This is a genomic window from Olleya sp. UBA1516 (genome assembly GCF_002323495.1).
Taxonomy (GTDB): Bacteria; Bacteroidota; Bacteroidia; order Flavobacteriales; family Flavobacteriaceae; genus Olleya.
The window spans coordinates 53,449-72,751 of record NZ_DCQO01000018.1; the positions used below are offsets into that span (position 1 = coordinate 53,449).

Consider the following 19,303-nt stretch of genomic DNA (forward strand, 5'->3'; position numbering starts at 1 on the left):
AACCAAAACTTTTCACTTTTTAAATTTTAACCTTTCACTTTAAGAATGCTTACTGGATTAACCATAAAAAATTACGCACTAATTGATCAACTTCAAGTTAATTTTAATGATGGCTTTACCATTATTACAGGAGAAACTGGAGCTGGTAAATCTATACTTTTAGGAGGCTTATCATTAATTTTAGGTAAACGTGCAGACTTATCTAGTTTACGTAATCCTGAAAAAAAATGTATAATAGAAGCCACTTTTGATATATCTAAATACAAACTTAAAAACTTGTTTAAGGATCAAGATTTAGACTACGACACACAAACGATTATTAGACGAGAAATTTTACCATCAGGTAAATCTAGAGCGTTTGTAAACGACTCGCCTGTTAACTTGTCTAATTTACAAGCTTTAGGAGAACATCTTATTGATATTCATTCGCAAAACGAAACATTACAGTTGGTAGATGACGCATTTCAATTTCAGGTTATTGATGCATTGGCAAATACAGAAGCTAATTTAGAAACCTATAATCTGCATCTAAAAGAGTATAAAGTATTACAAAAGCAGCTAAAACAGTTACAGCAATTTCAGGCCGAAGCTATAAAGGAACATGACTATAATTCGTTTTTATTAAATGAATTAGTTGCTGCAAATTTAAAAGAAGGCGAGTTAGAAACTCTAGAAGAAGAGTATGAACTTTTAAATAATGTAGAAGCTATACAACTTAAACTAGAAGAAGCTAATGCGCTGTTAAGCGAAGAGCAAGCAGGTGTTTTAACATCACTTAGAGAAGTTAAAGCAGCCTTTCAAAAACTGGCTTTAATATCAAATACTTATCAAGATTTATTGGATAGAGTTACTAGTAGTTTAATTGATTTAGATGACGTTTTGGTTGATATTGAACGTTTTGAAGACAAATTAGACGCTGATCCAAATAGGCTAGAGGTTGTTAATGCTCAACTTATGACCATAAATAACCTAATGCAAAAGCATCTAGTCAAGTCTATTGCTGAGTTAATCGATATTAGAGAAGCATTATCTAAAAAAGTAGAGGCAACTGAAAATGCTGACCAAGATATTATAGATAAACAAGAAGAAATTAAAGCATTAGAAAAATTATTAGATACCCAAGCTAACAGTATTACAGATATGCGTAATAAAGCTATACCAGAATTAAAAAAACAATTAGAAGCATTGTTAACGCAATTAGGTATGCCGAATGCACAGTTTAATATAAGCTTAGAAGCATCCAAAACGTTTTTATATAACGGAAAGGATAATTTAAACTTCTTATTTTCTGCCAATAAAGGTGGTCAATTTAACGTGTTAAAAAAAGCAGCATCTGGTGGAGAATTATCAAGAATAATGCTAGCTATTAAGTCTATTTTATCAAAATACGTTAAGCTTCCAAGTATTATGTTTGACGAGATTGATACAGGTGTTTCAGGAGAAATTTCTAATAAAATGGCAGATATTATGGCGCAAATGAGTACTAAAATGCAAGTCTTTAGTATTACCCATTTACCACAAATTGCAGCTAAAGGAAACACGCATTATAAAGTTTATAAAGAAGACGTTAATGAAGTGACCACGACTAATTTAGTTAAATTGGAGTATGATGAGCGTGTTGTAGAATTGGCTCAGATGTTGGGAGGGACTCAATTATCAGATTCGGCAATAGCACATGCTAAACAACTATTAAATTAGTGGCTAAATTTCCGCGAAAGCGAATTAAAAAAATTTTAAATACTATCTTTGACAGATAATATAATAAACTAACATATCAACTGATAAACTATAAGTTATGTCATACAATTTATTAAAAGGAAAAAGAGGAATCATATTTGGAGCATTAGACGAAAACTCTATAGCATGGAAAACAGCAGAACGTGTCCATGAAGAAGGTGGTACTTTTGTACTTACAAATGCACCAGTTGCAATGCGTATGGGTCAAATTAATGTTTTAGCAGAAAAAACGGGCTCTCAAATAATTCCTGCAGACGCAACAAGCGAGGAAGATTTGCAAAATCTTGTTACGCAAGCAATGGAAATCTTAGGAGGTAAAATAGACTTTGTATTACACTCTATTGGTATGTCAATTAATGTTAGAAAAGGAAAACATTATACAGATCAAAACTATGCTTGGACACAAAAAGGAACAGATGTTTCTGCAATGTCTTTTCATAAAACAATGCAAACGTTATACAAGCAAGATGCAATGAATGAATGGGGAAGTATCGTGGCTTTAACTTATATGGCAGCACAACGTGTTTTTCCTGATTATAATGACATGGCAGATAATAAAGCCTATTTAGAAAGTATAGCACGTAGTTTTGGTTACTTTTTTGGAAGAGATAAAAAAGTTAGAGTTAATACTATATCACAGTCGCCAACACCAACTACAGCAGGTAGTGGAGTAAAAGGATTTGATGGATTTATCGCTTACGCGGAAAAAATGTCGCCTTTAGGTAATGCTACAGCTTTAGATTGTGCAAACTACACAGTGTCGTTATTTAGTGATTTAACTAAACGTGTGACTTTACAAAACCTGTTTCATGATGGTGGTTTTAGTAACATGGGAGTTAGCGATGCAGTAATGAGCGCATTTGTAGATGGTATTGATAAATAGACACTACTAATACAATTTTAAAAAAGCCTTACAGAAATGTAAGGCTTTTTTTATGTAATTAAACTACTGGTAATCAGTTGTGTGTAAAAACTTACAATTTTCTTAATTACATTTAACATAAGGTTAATGGTATTTTAACCCTTTTTTAAGACTTCTTGTCGATTTGATGTGTATGATAGTGCTAGGTTAAGAATAAATCAATATTTTTAGAAGATGATTAATTAATTACTAACTTATACTAAACTTATGATGAAAAAAATTACTTTATTATTTTTATTGATGCTTTTTGCTTTTCAGTCCTTTTCTCAGGTCTGTTCTAGCTTTACGTCAACAACCACTAACACTACTACTTTTATAGATGCTGTTAGTACCACAAACGGTGTAGTAAATATCTCTAATATAGGATCGGGATTAGATTCTGGAGATGCAACTATTCGTTATGTTAATAATTTTGATACAATGTCAGTATCCACTTATCCAGGTGGTACATTTGACTTTAATGTTGTAATACAAGGAGGTACCGTTGGTTGTGCTGTATGGGTAGATTGGAATGGTGACGATGTTTTTGATATTGCTACAGAAACAGTATTTAACACAGTATCGTATGGTAGTGGTCCTTTTACAGGGAGCATAACAGCACCATCATCTACTATAGATGGAGATTATGTTATGCGTGTCATGATAGATTGGAATGATTCTAATCCAAATGATAACGCTTGTTCTTTTGAATTTGCCTCAGGAAGAGGAGAGGTTGAAGATTATAAAGTTACAGTTGATGCTGCATTAGCACCATCGTGTATTGCACCATCTGCTCTTACATTTGAAGCAACTACATTAACTACATCAGATCTTAGTTGGTCAGAAAATGGTACTGCTACAAGTTGGAATGTAGAATTGGTTAATGTAACTGAAGGAGAAACAGTTACAGGAACAGCTACAGCTACAGGAGTAACTAACCCTTATTCTGCTTCAGGATTAACTGCAGGAAATCAATACGAATTTTATGTTCAGGCGGATTGTATTGCAGATGGGACTTCAGAATGGTCTGGACCTTTTTCATGGACTCAACCATTAGAAGGTGATGTTTTTAGTTTACCATTAGCTATTATACCTTCAGAAGAAGGAACTGCTTGTGAAACTTCGAACTATACTTTTTCTTATGATTTTTCTACAGGAATTACTGATAGCGGAATGAGTAGCACTTGTGGGACGACTTCAACATTTGATATGTTTTTCTCATGGACAGCTACAAGTGATGGACTAATATGGAATGATGGCGCGTCAAATCCTGGAGTTGCAGTTTATGACGCAACAGGGACGCAAATAGTTTGTTTAGGTACTTTTGCATCAGTAGATTCTCAGTTAAGTGGTTGGGCAATTGGAGATGAATTAATTATTCAGGTTTACGATTTTGGAACAACTGGAACTAATCCAGTATCTTTTTGTTTAACTCAGTACAATTTACCTGATTTACCAGAGTGTGCAACTAATATAACGTCAGCACCAGATGCTACTTGTGGTAGTTTAGATACAGTATTATCTTGGGATGCTGTGGTACTTGCAGAAGGTTATAATTTAACGGTTGGTACTACAACAGGAGGTAATGACATTCTTGATAATGTTGATGTTGGAGATGTATTATCTTATAGTGTAGGTAACCAAACAGAAGACACTACTTATTACTGGACATTAACACCTTATAATGTTTCAGGTTCTGCAGAAAATTGTACAGAAAATACTTATACTACAATTGCTGTTGGATGTTATTGTGTTTCTACACCTTCAAGTAATGATGGTACTGGAATAGGAAATTTACAAGTAGGTACTACAGATTTTCCAAGTGCAGGTGATGTAACATATGAAGATTTTACAGGTACACCTGTAGATTTAGGTCAAGGAATTACAGCTAATGTTGTAATTACGTTTATGACTAATTATACATATAACACAAATATTTGGATTGACTTAAATGATGATTTAGTTTTTGATGATGCAACTGAATTATTATATTCAGGTGAATCTCCAGACAGTAATACAGGAACTGATATTTTAGATGCATCTTTCTTAATGCCAGCTACTGCTACTTTAGGACAACACAGAATGAGAATTGGTACTGCAGACACTGGTCAAGCAACTCCAAATTCTTGTTATAATGGTACTTATGGTGTAACTATGGATGTAGATGTTAACATAATAGTTGTATCATGTATTGCGCCAACTGGAACAGCAACTTTAGTTACAGATTGTGATAATACACAATTTTATGTTGATGTTGATGTAACAGGTTTAGGGGATGGAACATCTCAAATTAATGATGGAACAAATACTTATCCTGCAACTGCTTTAGGTGTGGTGCAAGTTGGACCTTATGCAGATGGAACATCAGTGACATTAGTGTTAGAAAATGGTACAGACAGTGCATGTGATACAGCATTAGGGACTTTTAATTATTCTTGTCCTCCTGCTAATGACTTATGTGGTGGAGCAATTGATTTGACAGTTGGTTTTGCTTTTGCAGATAATGCAATTGTAGGAACTAATACAGCAGCAACTGGCTCTGGAGAATTACCTTTACCAGGTTGTGCTTCTTACGATCCTGCAGATGCTTCGGGTAATGGAGGAGATGTTTGGTTCAGTGCTATTGTTCCTGCAAACGGAATGCTTACATTAGAGGTTAATACAGAAACTGGAGGTATTACAGATACAGGAGGTGCTGTTTATTCAGGATCTTGTGGTTCTTTAACATTAGTTGAATGTAATGATGATGGAAGTACTAATGGTGCTCATCCAATTATAAATATTGATGATATGGCTTTAGCTGGTCAAACTGTATATTTTAGAGTTTGGGAGTATGGAGGTGATAGTGCTGGAGATTTCCAAGTTTCTGCATATTCTCCTGTACCTAACGACGAGTGTACAGCTGCTGAAGCATTAACAATAGGAGTTGAAATTACAGGAGATAATACTGGAGCAACAGATTCTGGTGTAACTGCAGATTGTTTTACAGGTGCAGTTGCTGATTTATGGTACTCATTTGTAGCACCTCCTTCAGGAGAAGTTACAGTGACTACAACTGCTGCTCAATATGGTGTTTATACAGATTGTGCTGGTACAGCAGTTGGTGCTTGTAATACATCAGTAGTTGGTGGATTAACGGATGGTACAACTTACTACGTGAGAGTGAGTGATGATGGTACTGCAAGAGCACAAGCTCCAGGATCGTTTACTTTATTACTTTCTGAGTCTTCTTTAAGTACTGCAGAGTTTAATACAGAAGCTTTATTCTCTTACTATCCAAACCCTGTTAATGACAACTTAACATTAAAAGCTCAAAAAGAGATTTCTAATGTATTAGTTTATAACATGTTAGGACAAGAAGTGTATAGAAACGCACCTAATAGTGTAGATAACCTAGTAAACATGTCTGACTTACAGTCAGGAGCATACTTTGTTAAAGTTACTATTGGAGATGTTACTGAAACAATAAAAGTAATTAAGAAATAATCTTAAACTTTAATACAATTAAAAGCCACCTTTTTAGGTGGCTTTTTTTATACGTTTAACTTACATTTGTTATATGGAATTAAGTTTTTCGTTTATTATACCTGTTTATAATCGTCCTATTGAGATTGAGGAGCTATTAGAAAGCTTTTTAACCTTAAAAGGTAACTATAGCTACGAAATTGTAATTGTAGAAGATGGATCTACAATTACGTCTAAAGCTATCGTAGATAAATACATGGATAAGCTTGATATATCCTATTATTTTAAGTTAAATTCAGGACCAGGAGATTCCAGAAATTTTGGAATGCAACACGCTAAAGGTAATTATTTTATTATTTTAGATAGCGATTGTTTATTGCCTAGTCACTACTTGCAAGAGGTAGAAACTAGCTTAAAACATAATTACGTAGACTGTTTTGGCGGACCAGATAAAGCACATCATTCGTTTTCAAATCTTCAAAAAGCGATAGATTTTAGTATGACGTCTGTAATTACAACAGGAGGCATTAGAGGTAATAAATCTAGTTTGGATAAGTTTCAACCTAGAAGTTTTAACATGGGATTATCAAAATTAGCATTTGAAGCTACCAAAGGGTTTGGTAATATCCACCCTGGAGAAGATCCTGATTTGTCTATTAGACTATGGGACTTAGGATTTAAAACAACTTTATTTCCAGAAGCTTATGTGTACCATAAAAGACGTATATCTTGGAGTAAATTTTATAAACAAGTTAATAAATTTGGTTCCGTAAGACCTATTTTAAATAAGTGGCATCCACAAACTAAAAAAATTACCTATTGGTTTCCAACAGTGTTTTTTATTGGAGTTATTTTAGCTTTGGTTTTAACACTGTTTAATCTAATTTTACCACTATACTTAGTGTTATTTTATTATTGTCTAATCTTTGTTGTAGCAGTATTAAAAACTAAAAATATTATTATTGCTTTTCAGGCTTTACTAGCAGTATCCATCCAGTTTTTTGGATATGGTTACGGATTTTTAAAGTCAACAATATTATTACATTTTAAGTCAGAAAAACCAGAAGTAATTTTTCCTCATTTATTTTTTAAAAATTAAGGCATGCAAAAACTTAAATTGAAAATATTAGGATTGTTTAAAAGTAAAAAGATCAATATATTTTTACTGTTTTTTGTTTTAGCTTTTTCAATTTTAGTTTTAACAAAATTATCTAAAGTATATACAGCCACATTAGCCTTTAAAGTAAAACCTAAGGATATTAGTGATACGCATGTTATAATAAATTCAAACAATCCAGAGCTTGATATTACAATACAAACTACAGGTTTTAATTGGCTTAGGTATGCTATTAAAAGACCAGAATTAGATATTAATTTTAAAACAGACATTTCAAAAAAAGATTCAACTTTAATTTGGAGTGTTTCCAAAGGGTTTTCAAATATTAATAAACAGTTTGATAAAGAAGAAAAAATTATCAGTATTAATCCGGACACACTACTTTTTAGATTTGATGTCAATGATGTAAAATATGTACCAATAATCTTAGACTCTAAAATTCAATATGCTAAAGGGTATAACACTTTAGATACTTTAAAAACTGTACCTGATAGTGTTAAGTTAATTGGGCCAAGTTCTGTTTTAAAAACTATTAGTAAAGTAAAAACTCAGTATTTAGAATTAAAGGAGGTGAAATCCGATGTAAATAAAACGTTTTTACTGCAATTGGATAGTTTAAATAAAAATATTAAAACCAATATTAAGCAAGCTAAGTTGATGGTTAATGTTTCTAAATTCTCTGAAGGCGTTTTAGACATTCCAATCCAAATAATTAATATTCCGGAAGGTGTAAAAGTTAACTATTTTCCAAAGCAAGTGTCCTTAAGTTTTACCACAAGCTTGGAAAAATTTAATACAATAAAGTCAGAAGATTTTAATATCGTTTGCGATTATAACGATGCTTCTGGAAATACAACTTTAGCACCAAAATTAATTAAACAGCCAAATAATGTTAAAAACATTAGGTTATTGCAACAAAAAATTGAATTTATAATTACAGAATGACACCAACAATAGTAGGCTTAACAGGAGGTATAGGTAGCGGAAAAACTACAGTTGCTAATTATTTTAAAGCATTAGATGTGCCAGTTTATATTGCTGATAATGAAGCCAAAGCATTAATGGATCGTTCTAAAGTTATTAAACGTAAATTAATTAAGCTTTTTGGTGATAGTGCTTATGTTGAGGATACATTAAATAAACCTTTTATTGCTAGTCAGATATTTAGTAATCAAGCTTTACTAAAAAAAATGAATGCAATTGTACATCCAAAAGTTGCAAAACATTTCTCTAATTGGGTAAAAAAACAAAACGCACCATACGTTATTAGCGAAGTCGCTATAATTTTTGAAAACGGAAGTCAAGGCAAATACGATTATATAATTACTGTCGTAGCACCAGAACAGACTAGACTAAATCGAGTAATTAAACGTGATAACTCGTCTGAAGCTAAGGTTAAAGCAATCATGAATAACCAATGGACTGACCAACAAAAGACAGAATGTTCAGATTTTGTAATTAATAATACCGATTTAAAAGACACAAAACTTCAGGTTCAAAATATTCATAGTAAACTCTTAAAATCTATAACAAAGAATTAAATTTTAACGTTTTTGTTAATGTAAGGTTAAATGGTAACATTGCTAAATGTTAAAATCTTAATTTTGGATGATGAACAAAAGGATTTTTTTTGTGTTAGTCGTTTTAATGAGTTGTTCCCTAATAGGAATCATACTAGTTCAGGCGTATTATATAAATAATTCACTTCAAAATACTGAAAAGCAGTTTAACTTCAATGTAAGAAAAGCACTAAGCTATGTGTCTAACATTGTAGAAAATGAAGAAAAGGAGGATTATTTAAGAAAGTTTAATGATTTATTAAGCAATGGATCAATTAATGTAAATGATACAACTGCAATTATAAACATTTACATTAAAGAGGATAATCCTGATACAAACGAAACAGTAATTTATCGAAACGGTATTTTAGAAGAAAATTATAAAGTATCATCAGCGCTCTTTGACATAGGTTTAGATAGTTTAAACGTAAAACGTATTTTACAAAAAAGAGAAACCGAAATTATTGAAAACAACTCTATAGATGGTAGTAAAAACCTATCATCAATGCTTGCAAGGTTAAGTAAACTTAATGAAAGCACACGTATAGCTTTAGAGACTGTTTATAAAGATAAAGCCTATTTAAAACCAATACACAAACGTGTTGACGTGGACAAAATCAATAGGTTATTAGCATTAAAATTGTTAGAAAATGATATTGATATAGGTTACGAATTTGCAATATATAGCAACGATTTAGCAACAAAAATTAAAACTCAAGATTTTCAGTTAAATCCAGCATCTACGTTTAGTGTACCATTTTTTTATAATGAAAATGATAAAAGTAATTACAGACTATTAGTTAATTTTCCAGAACGTAAAAAGTTTATATTATCATCAATTTTAACGATGCTAATATTATCTATAGTTTTTACTTTAATTATAGTCATAGCTTATTCTAGCGCATTATATCAATTAATAAAACAACGTCAAATTTCTGAAATTAAAACAGATTTTATTAATAATATGACGCATGAGTTTAAGACGCCAATTGCGACTATTAATTTAGCTTTAGATTCCATTAGAAACCCTAAAATAATTGACGACAAAGAAAAAGTCCTACGTTATTTAGGCATGATAAAAGAAGAAAATAAGCGTATGCATGCGCAAGTGGAAAATGTACTAAGAATATCTAAACTTGAAAAAAACGAACTAAACATTAGTAAGGAACGTGTGGAACTTAACGACTTAGTAGAAGATGCTATATCACACGTAGAGTTGATTATTGAAGATAGAGGTGGACATATTGAAACACATCTTGATGCCGAAAAATCTTCGGTTTTAGCAAACGAAACACACTTTACAAATGTATTAGTAAACGTATTGGATAATGCAATTAAGTATTCTCCAGATGCACCAAAAATTATTGTCACTACAGAGCTGGCAGGAAATAATATTTTAGTGCATATAAAAGATCACGGAAGTGGTATGAGTAAAGTAGCTCAAAAACGTGTGTTCGAAAAATTTTATAGAGAGCATACAGGTAACATACATAATGTTAAAGGTCATGGATTGGGCTTAGCATATGTAAAACGAATAGTTGAAGACCATCATGGTCATATATCAGTAGAAAGTGAAAAAGAAAAAGGAAGTACTTTTACAATAAAGCTTCCGTTAATCTCGTAGTATTATGGATGAACAATTAAAAAGAATATTATTAGTAGAAGATGACCCAAATTTTGGAACAGTCTTAAAAGATTATTTATCAATGAATGATTACGAAGTTACCCATGCAAAAAATGGTATGGAAGGCTTTGAAAAATTTAAACGTGGTGATTTTGATTTATGTATTTTAGATGTCATGATGCCATACAAAGATGGATTTACTTTAGCTAAAGAAATTAGAGAGAAAAATGCAGAAGTGCCTATCGTATTTTTAACTGCTAAAGCCATGAAAGAGGACGTGCTTAAAGGTTATAAAGTTGGTGCAGATGACTATTTAAATAAACCTTTTGATAGTGAAGTCTTATTAATGAAGATAAAAGCTATCATGCAACGTAAAGCAAACGATACAGTTGCGGATAGTAAACAATTTGAATTTAAAATTGGAGGATTTGATTTAAACTCTAAGCTTAGATTTTTAACATACAATGGAGGAGAACAAGTTAAGTTATCTCCTAAAGAAAACGAATTACTGCGTATGTTAGCATTGCATGAAAACGATTTAATGCCACGTGAGTTAGCATTAACTAAGATATGGAGAGATGATAATTACTTTACATCTAGAAGTATGGACGTGTATATTGCTAAACTTAGAAAGTATTTAAAGTTAGATCCAAATGTGGAAATTTTAAATATTCATGGAGAAGGATTTAGATTAGTAGTTAATCAAAACGATTAATTATCAAATATATATATTAAAAAAGCTAGCATTTATGCTGGCTTTTTTTGTTTAATAAATCGAGTCTAAAATAATTTTAGCAACATTAGGTTTATAATGGCTGCTTTCAAAATAATTACTAATAGGCTCTGTTAAATTATTTTTCCCTGAAAAGTCAAAGACTTTATCTTTACCAAAAATAGAATAGAGTAGTACTAATTGTTCTTCTTCCATAGGGATTTGATCATACAAAGGCGAAACAACGATTTTGTAATTAGTATCATGTTTATTAAATATAGATTTTATTTTATTAAGTAAATCTATTTCTCTTTTAGTTTTTTCTAATGTAATATTAGATTCTTGGGGTCTTTGATAAAATACACCTTGTTGTTTCAATTTATTATAATAGCCTAAACTGTCTTCTTTAATTTCTTTAGCTAATCCGTAATACGAATCATTGAAAATTGGTGTAAACGTATCTGGATATTTATCCATAGTCACATATTTTTTCATATAATTTCTATACGTTTTAAAGATAGAAAAATCTGTGTAAGCAATTATGAACCTTGGTTTAAGATTTACAGAAATATAACTTTTATAAAATTCATATTTAGAAACATCGTTAAACTCTAATGGGTTAATGTATAGGTGATTAAGTCTTTTTGTAGTGCCAGACAATACGGCTCTATCAATAATAATTAAAGCATGGTTTATTGGTGAATTTACGTTGTCTAAAAATTCTAATTTCTTATAAATACCATATAAATCTTCGCTATGTGCATCATAATGAAACGGAATCGCTTTTACGGGTAAATAGTGCTTCCAGATTGGTGTTTTAAAAGCTTTAGATCTTGAGCTTCCAAAAATAAAACTGTCATAGTTTACACTGTCTTTATATTTTTGATAAATCTTTGTGGACACATAAGTTCTATTTAATGTGGTAATATTTTGATTATAATAGTTATCATAATCTTTAAAAATTTTAAAAATATCTAAGGATAAAACTATTAGTACATAGAGTATAATAGGAATAAAAAAGAATGCTAATTTTTTTAAAAAAATTTTCATTCTATCTCAGATTCTATTTTGGTAATTATAGTGGTCAAAGGTGTTTGATAGTCAAACCAAAGGGTTTCAGGTTTTCTTCTAAACCAAGTTAATTGGCGTTTTGCAAACCGTCTAGAGTTTTTCTTAATTTCAGAAACAGCAAAATCTAATGTCCAAGTCTTATCTAAGTAATTAAAAATTTCTTTGTAACCAACAGTGTTAAGGCTGTTTAGATTTTTAAAGGGAAGTAAGGACTCTACTTCTTTAATCAACCCATTAGCAACCATAATATCCACTCGCTGGTTAATTCTATCGTAAATAACATCACGATCAGCCTCAAGGCCTATGGTAATTGTTTTAAATGGTCTTTGGTTTTTATCTTTATTTAAAAAGGAAGAGTAGGGTTGTCCACTACCTATACAAATTTCTAAAGCACGAATGACACGTTGCGGATTATCAATTTTTATTGTGTTATAGGATTGCTTATCTAAAGTTTTCAGCTTAAGCTGAAGTATTTCCAAACCTTCCGTTTCTAATTGTTTATTCAGTTGCTCTCTTATCTTTTTATCGACCTCAGGAAAATAATCTAAACCGTTAGTAACAGCATCAACATATAATCCAGAACCACCAACCATTATAACAACGTCATTAGTTTGGTGTAGGTTTGTTATGCAGTCGATTGCTTCTTTTTCAAAAGCACCAACATTATAGTCTTCTGTTATAGATTTATTATGTATAAAATAATGTTTAGCAGCTGCTAATTCTTCTGCTGTAGGAGCAGCAGTACCAATACTCATTTCTTTAAAAAACTGCCTGGAATCTGCAGATATTATTTGGGTATTAAAATGATTAGCCAACTTAATACTAAGTGCAGTTTTACCAATAGCAGTTGGTCCAACAATTGAGATTAAATATTTGTTAGCGTGTTTCAAATTTATTGTAATTAAGTAATTGTTTAGTGTAGATTGTTACCGCAAACTCTGCAAAAGTTGGCATCATCGTCATGATTGTCTTCATGACAATTAGAGCATCTTTGTGTATTTAAATTTAGTTTTTTACTTGTTGGGTTAGAGGGTTGGTCCTCAGATTTTTTTAAGCTTTTAGAATATTCTGCAGACACAATTCCTGTAGGTACTGCTATAATACCATAACCTAAAATCATGATAATAGTAGTAATAAATTGTCCAAGTGCAGTCTGTGGTGCAATGTCCCCAAAACCAACTGTAGTTAATGTTACAATACACCAATAGACGCTTTTTGGAATGTTTGTAAATCCGTTATCTTCACCTTCGACCAAATACATAATGGTTCCAAAAATTACGGACGATATTAATACAGCAAATAAAAACACAAATATCTTTACACGACTAGCAACAATGGAATCTCTTAATTGGTTTGAGGCTCCAAGATATCTTGCTAATTTAAGTATTCTAAAAACACGTAGTAAGCGTAACGCTCTAAGAGTTACTAAAGCGTGTGATCCTGCAAAAATAAACGAGATGTACATTGGTATTGTAGATAGTAAATCTAAAATACCGTAAAAGCTAAAGATGTATTTAAATGGCTTTTTTACGGTAATTATGCGTAAAATATATTCGATACTAAAAAAGATAGTTATAATCCACTCGCCAACATATAACGCGTTGTGGTACTTTTTATCAATGTGATTTACACTTTCTAACATAACTAGTAGTATACTAGCTAAAATTAAAATAAGTAAAACAACGTCAAAAAACTTACCAGCAGGCGTGTCTGCTTCATAAATAATTTCATGAAGTTTATCTTTCCAATAAGTTTTATCGTTTGTTGGGCTCATGTGGTAAAAATACTAAATTAACATTAGATATTTTTTTCTAAAACTATAACCGAGTTATTTTGAATATTTACAATGTTGCTAAAAAAAGATTTTAGTTCAGTATAGTAATTAGTTGGGTAAATTGTATTGTAAAAATTAATCCTAAAAGATAAATCAATGTTACCATTTTTTGGTTGAGTTAAAAAATTAAGTAAACCAGAGTTATTTGATAATTCAATAGTTTTATCTAGAGGCTTATCAGCAATTTTATACTTATCATTTGTGTCAATTTGAATGTAATAAATAAGGTTGTTTTTATATCCAAAATCAATAGGATATGTCCTTGTATTAAGTTGTAAAGGGTTTTTTGTAAAAAACTTAAATATAAAAGGGTCCAAGTATATTTTGTCGCCAATTACAGTTAATGGACCTGATATTGATATGGTCTCTGTATATATTGCTTTATCGTTTTTATTTGTGTCTACTTGACTATTTTCAAAAGTTAAATCAGGATATTTTTCTCTGAAGTACTTTAAATTATTAAGATTGTTTTTTTTGTACAATTGACGCGCATCCAAAGCATCATATCCTAATTTTGTTGTTGTTAATGTTCCAGAAAAGGTATTATCATCATTAATTTTGATATTAACTTTATGTTGTGTTGTAGAATTGATATTAGTGTTTAGGTCTATCCAACGACTATCATTGTCAAAATCCATTTCGCGACCATACTCATTTAAACATTTAAATGGAATTTGTCCAAAGACTAATAAAGGGTCTGTTGCATCTAAAAAATAAGATTTTCCATTAATTTCGGCTCTTAAAATCACATAATTAAATTCTGAAATTACAGGATACAGTGTAGTGATAAATCCGTTTTCTCTTGTAGAAATTAAAACAGGATAGGTTACTATATCATGTCTTTTTAAAAGGTTATATAGAAGTAGGTTGATTTCGGCTACATTACCTGTTTTTTCCTCAATAATATCTTTAATGGACACATCTTTAAAAATTCGATAATAGCCATTCCAAGTATAATTATTTTTGACATAATTAAAAATGTATTTAGCTTTATCTAAATCACTTTTTTGATCCAATAAGGTTGGGTCTATTAGTTTTTTTACTAGACTTTCTTTTTTTAGTTGTTTTCCAAAATCTTCATTTTGTTTAAGTTCATCATCCGCAGTTTCCCATGTTTTGGTAATGTTTTGTACAGAGCCATCAAAGCCTTTTATTACTTTTAATTCATATTCCATTCTAGAAATATAATTTTTAGAAGCAGTCGTGTAATCTTCTTCTATAAAAGCAGGTATGTCTTTCATTACATACTTACCTATAGTACAGTCCGCACTTGCACCATTGTCTAATTGGATACAGTATTTTTTTATATCACTTTGATTGACGCTTAACTTAAGCTCTCCTACAAGCTTTATATTATAATCGTAGTTTCCTGGTATGCTAGTATTGTACTCGCTGTATAGCTTTGGTATGTCTTCTTGAAATTTCCATGAGTTAAAATTGAATAAAAATGGGCTTTCAAAGGTGTAGCTATATGTAATAACTGACCCTTCTTTTATATTAGGTAAAACAAATTTAAATATGGTGTAATTATCGTTAACCTTTTCTTCAAATACTTGAGAAGGATCTAAGTTAATTCGGGTAACTTTACCATCTTCAATATTGGTTGTTGTTGCAACCAAGTTTGTGATTTTTTCTGATTTTCTATCAGAATTATATAAATAAACCTCAATATTGGCTTGGTCAAATCCGTTACGGTTTAAAATTTTAACTTTCTTCTTATAGTCTAAAACTAAGTTGAACGTTTTTTTATGAATTTCGGCATCTCCATATTCATAAAGCACTATGGCATTTGCAGTGGTGTCTTGTTTAAATTCATTTAATTCTAAATCAGCTCTTGTCGTCGTTAAATTTTCAGTATTAAATTGGCTTTGAGCGACTAAAAATTTTGAAAAGAGTAGCGTAATAAGAAATATTTTTTTCATTATAAATCTATAATTTTTATGCGTTTATTTTTTCTTAGGTAACTTTGTATGATGTGTTGTTGATCTCTATTATTCTCCATTGGAGTAATGATAGACTCTAGAATGTCCAAATTATTAATTTGGTAATTTAAATTATAAAAGCCAAAACCTTTAAATATTCCATTCTGAATTAAAATGGCACTACGCTCATCCACCTCTCGACCACGATCAATAATGACCATGTTTTTGTTTTTGTAGCTGTATTTATCTAATAATTCTTGTACACGTTTATTATAATCCTCTGGAGATTCCTTTTGTATGCATGCACCTGCACATGTTTTTACTTCATAATGGAAGCAACTGGTTTTGGTTTTATAAATACCTGATAGTTTTTGACACAAATTAAATTGTTCGACCATTTTTTCTAAAAAATGACGTCCACTTTGTCTAGTGCTAAAGGTTGTTATGCAAGGTTTTCTACCATCTGCTTTATCAATGGTAAGATTAATATAACCGTTATCGTCTATAAAACTGTATAGTGCATGTGTAAAAATACTTCTGCGTAAAGCTCTATTTAATATAGGTTTATTACGCTTAATCTCTTCGCTTTCTTTTAAAAGCGCCACTAATTCACTTCCTGTAGCTTCATATTTTACAGCTGCTACTTGTGTTTGCATTTTCTTGGACTTTGGTGTAGTACCAGTAAAATGTTGATTAACGCGATTTTTTATGTTCTTACTTTTTCCAATATAGATTAACTCACCATCTGCTTTATACATGTAGTAAACTCCAGTAACAGAGGTTAAATTATCAATAATATCTATTAACCTAGGCTCCATCTGGAATTTTGGTTCTTTTTTAATAGATTCCTTAATAATTGTTTTATTAGTATCCTTAGTAAGTAATAGCTTAAAAAGTTTAACGGTTGCTAAAGCATCTCCAGATGCACGATGCCTATCTGTTACAGGTATACCCAATGATCTAACTAGTTTACCTAAACTGTAAGATTTTTGATCAGGAATTAAATCTTTAGACAACTCAACTGTACAAAGGGTTTGTCTTTTAAAAGGAAATCCAAGACGTTTAAACTCGGTTTTTAAGATACGATAATCAAATTGCGCATTGTGAGCCACTAAAATAGTGTCTTCTGTAATTTCAACGATTCGCTTAGCTATCTCGTAAAATTTAGGCGCATTTTTAAGCATTTTGCTATTTATACCTGTAAGATTAACCACAAAGGGTTGAATCTCTCGTTCTGGATTTACTAAACTTATAAACTGGTCTACAACCTCATGACCATCAAATTTGTAGATAGCAATTTCGGTTATTCCTTCTTCATTAAACTTACCACCAGTGGTTTCTATGTCGACTATTGTGTAAATAAAGTTTGTTTTTTAATTATAATTTCTAGCACCAAATATACTACTTCCCACTCTAACCATTGTGCTACCACAATCGATTGCTAATTGATAATCACCACTCATTCCCATACTAATTGTCTTTAAACTAGGATGTATTGTTTGCAGCGAATCAAAGGTAGTTTTAAGTAAATCAAATTCTTGTTTAATCTGATTTTGGTCTTTAGTAAATGTAGCCATTCCCATCACGCCAATAACATTAATATTAGTTAAAGCTGAAAATTCTTCAGATTTAAGTAAACTAGTTGCGTCTGGTATAGACATTCCAAATTTAGAATCTTCCGATGCTATTTTAATTTGAAGTAAACAATCGATGCTTCTATCGTGCTTTTTAGCTTGTTTATTAATTTCTTTAAGTAATTTAAAGCTCTCCACACCATGTATTAAATCTACAAACTCAGCCATATACTTTACTTTATTAGTTTGTACGTGACCAATCATATGCCATTTAATGTCCTTTGGCATTTCTTGATGTTTGTCTGCCATTTCTTGGATTTTGTTTTCTCCAAAAATACGTTGACCAGCATTGTAGGCTTCCATTAAATCAGTAACTGGTTTTGTTTTAGAAACCGCAACTAAAGTTACATGTTTAGGAAGTGTAGCTTGTATTTGATTTAGGTTTTGTTTAATTGACATTTGCTTTATTTTTTTACTTAAAACTCGTAAATAGTAACACCACTTCTAATTTTAGGCTCGATATAAGTACTTTTTGGTGGCATTGTTAATCCGTCGTCTGCAATTTGCTTCATCTGAGAAATTGTTGCAGGAATCATACCAAAACCAACAGTAAATTCTTTACTATCCACCTTACTTTTTAAATTCACAATATCTTTTTTACCACTAAGGTAATGTATGCGATTATCGTTGCGTAAATCTGTGATTCCTAAAATAGGCTGTAATATGGTTTTAAAAAGTACTTGTGCATCTAATTCGTCCAAAGACGTATCAAATGTATATTCTGTTTTTCTTAAGTATAACGAGTAAAATTCGCCATCTAAATACATACTAAAGTGATGTGATTTTGAGGGTTGGTAAGGTGTTAATCCTCTGTTTTCAATTCGATAAACGGTATCTAGTTGAATTAAAAATTCTTCTTTAGTTAAGCCATTTAAATCTTTTACTAAACGGTTAAACTCGTGTATGCGTAATTCGGATTCCGAAATTAAATAACTCATAAAAAAGTTATAGCTTTCTTGACCAGAATGATTTTTGTTTTCGTTTTTTAAATCCTCACAAAGTAATTGTGAAGAGGCAGACCTATGATGTCCATCTGCAATGTACAACGTTGGCATTTTGCTAAAATTAGTTGTAATAGCTTGGATGTCTGTGTCGTCTTCAATTAACCATAAATAGTGCGTGTCTCTGTATGTTGTTGTAAACTCAAACTCGGCACGCTCTTTTTGTTTTTCGGTTATAATTTTAGAGATTGTATCATTATCAGGATAGGTTAGTAGTACAGGTTCTGCATTAAAACCAACGGTTTTTAAATAGTCTTTAAAAACGGTTTCGCGAGAAGCGATAGTATCCTCATGTTTTTTAATAATATTATTGTTATAATCGTCTACGCTAGCAGCTGCAACTATACCATTAAATACTTGATAATCACGATCTACTATTTTGTAAATGTAAAAACAAGGTTTTTGATCTTGCTTAAATACACCATCTTCTTTAAATTCAGAATATCTGTTTTTAACTAACTTATAGCGTGCTTCTCCAGAGATTTCTTTATCATATTTGTAACCAGGATTTACAATGTGTAAAAACGAAAATGGATTATGGTCTAAACGTGCTTCTCTTTCTGGTTGCGTATAACTTTGATAAGAACGTGAGGCTACTAAACTAACCTTATCTCTAGTAGGTCTAACCGCTTTAAATGGTAGTATTTTAGTCATTGTTATTGCAAATAAATCAAGAAAGATTAGACAGTTGGTAAACTTTAAAAAAAATAAAAGGCATAAGATTGC

General features: G+C 31.0%; 15 protein-coding genes. 8 read left to right on the plus strand and 7 right to left on the minus strand.

What is annotated here, in order from left to right:
• Positions 1–45: 45 nt before the first annotated feature.
• The 8 genes from recN to B2989_RS11710 all read left to right on the plus strand — a co-directional run bounded on the left by recN (position 46) and on the right by B2989_RS11710 (position 11,118).
• On the plus strand, positions 46–1,698 hold the full coding sequence (gene recN / locus B2989_RS11675; RefSeq protein WP_292948568.1) for a DNA repair protein RecN: 1,653 nt from the start codon (positions 46–48) through the stop codon (positions 1,696–1,698).
• Between the two features lie 97 nt (positions 1,699–1,795).
• Entirely contained in the window at positions 1,796–2,620 is an 825-nt protein-coding gene (locus tag B2989_RS11680) for an enoyl-ACP reductase FabI (RefSeq protein WP_145001996.1), read from the plus strand.
• Between the two features lie 246 nt (positions 2,621–2,866).
• On the plus strand, positions 2,867–6,124 hold the full coding sequence (locus B2989_RS11685) for a GEVED domain-containing protein (protein ID WP_292948571.1): 3,258 nt from the start codon (positions 2,867–2,869) through the stop codon (positions 6,122–6,124).
• A 73-nt stretch (positions 6,125–6,197) separates the two neighbouring features.
• A complete protein-coding gene (locus B2989_RS11690) occupies positions 6,198–7,202 on the plus strand; it encodes a glycosyltransferase (RefSeq protein WP_292948573.1) in 1,005 nt (334 codons plus the stop codon).
• A gap of 3 nt (positions 7,203–7,205) precedes the next feature.
• Positions 7,206–8,165 (plus strand): YbbR-like domain-containing protein, encoded by a 960-nt coding sequence (locus tag B2989_RS11695; RefSeq protein ID WP_292948575.1) that lies wholly within the window; start codon positions 7,206–7,208, stop codon positions 8,163–8,165.
• Positions 8,162–8,761 (plus strand): dephospho-CoA kinase, encoded by a 600-nt coding sequence (gene coaE / locus B2989_RS11700; protein ID WP_292948577.1) that lies wholly within the window; start codon positions 8,162–8,164, stop codon positions 8,759–8,761. Before B2989_RS11695 ends, coaE begins: the two co-directional genes overlap by 4 nt.
• Positions 8,762–8,867: 106 nt before the next feature.
• Entirely contained in the window at positions 8,868–10,403 is a 1,536-nt protein-coding gene (locus tag B2989_RS11705) for a sensor histidine kinase (RefSeq protein WP_292948579.1), read from the plus strand.
• 4 nt (positions 10,404–10,407) lie between these two features.
• Positions 10,408–11,118 carry a response regulator transcription factor gene (locus tag B2989_RS11710; RefSeq protein WP_028281877.1) on the plus strand — a complete coding sequence of 237 codons (711 nt, stop codon included), beginning with the start codon at positions 10,408–10,410 and terminating at the stop codon, positions 11,116–11,118.
• A 51-nt stretch (positions 11,119–11,169) separates the two neighbouring features.
• On the opposite strand, the gene B2989_RS11715 is transcribed toward B2989_RS11710, so the two are convergent.
• The 7 genes from B2989_RS11715 to B2989_RS11745 are packed head-to-tail and all read right to left on the minus strand — an operon-like array spanning position 11,170 to position 19,231.
• Entirely contained in the window at positions 11,170–12,165 is a 996-nt protein-coding gene (locus B2989_RS11715; RefSeq protein WP_292948582.1) for a hypothetical protein, read from the minus strand.
• On the minus strand, positions 12,162–13,076 hold the full coding sequence (gene miaA / locus B2989_RS11720; RefSeq protein ID WP_292948584.1) for a tRNA (adenosine(37)-N6)-dimethylallyltransferase MiaA: 915 nt from the start codon (positions 13,074–13,076) through the stop codon (positions 12,162–12,164). Before miaA ends, B2989_RS11715 begins: the two co-directional genes overlap by 4 nt.
• Before the next feature lie 23 nt (positions 13,077–13,099).
• The gene (locus B2989_RS11725; RefSeq protein ID WP_292948585.1) at positions 13,100–13,960 is read right to left on the minus strand and encodes an ion transporter; all 861 of its coding nucleotides are present in this window, start codon (positions 13,958–13,960) and stop codon (positions 13,100–13,102) included.
• A gap of 23 nt (positions 13,961–13,983) precedes the next feature.
• Complete coding sequence (locus B2989_RS11730) at positions 13,984–15,942, minus strand: DUF3857 domain-containing protein (protein WP_292948587.1); 1,959 nt, start codon at positions 15,940–15,942, stop codon at positions 13,984–13,986.
• Complete coding sequence (locus B2989_RS11735) at positions 15,942–17,303, minus strand: exonuclease domain-containing protein (RefSeq protein WP_292948638.1); 1,362 nt, start codon at positions 17,301–17,303, stop codon at positions 15,942–15,944. The genes B2989_RS11730 and B2989_RS11735 overlap by 1 nt, the downstream gene beginning before the upstream one ends.
• A 12-nt stretch (positions 17,304–17,315) precedes the next feature.
• Positions 17,316–17,975: a YggS family pyridoxal phosphate-dependent enzyme gene (locus B2989_RS11740; protein ID WP_292948589.1), complete on the minus strand. Its 660-nt coding sequence runs from the start codon at positions 17,973–17,975 to the stop codon at positions 17,316–17,318.
• Positions 17,976–17,992: 17 nt separating this feature from the next.
• Positions 17,993–19,231, minus strand: coding sequence for a DUF1015 domain-containing protein (locus B2989_RS11745; protein WP_292948591.1), 1,239 nt, complete (start codon positions 19,229–19,231; stop codon positions 17,993–17,995).
• Positions 19,232–19,303: the final 72 nt, after the last annotated feature.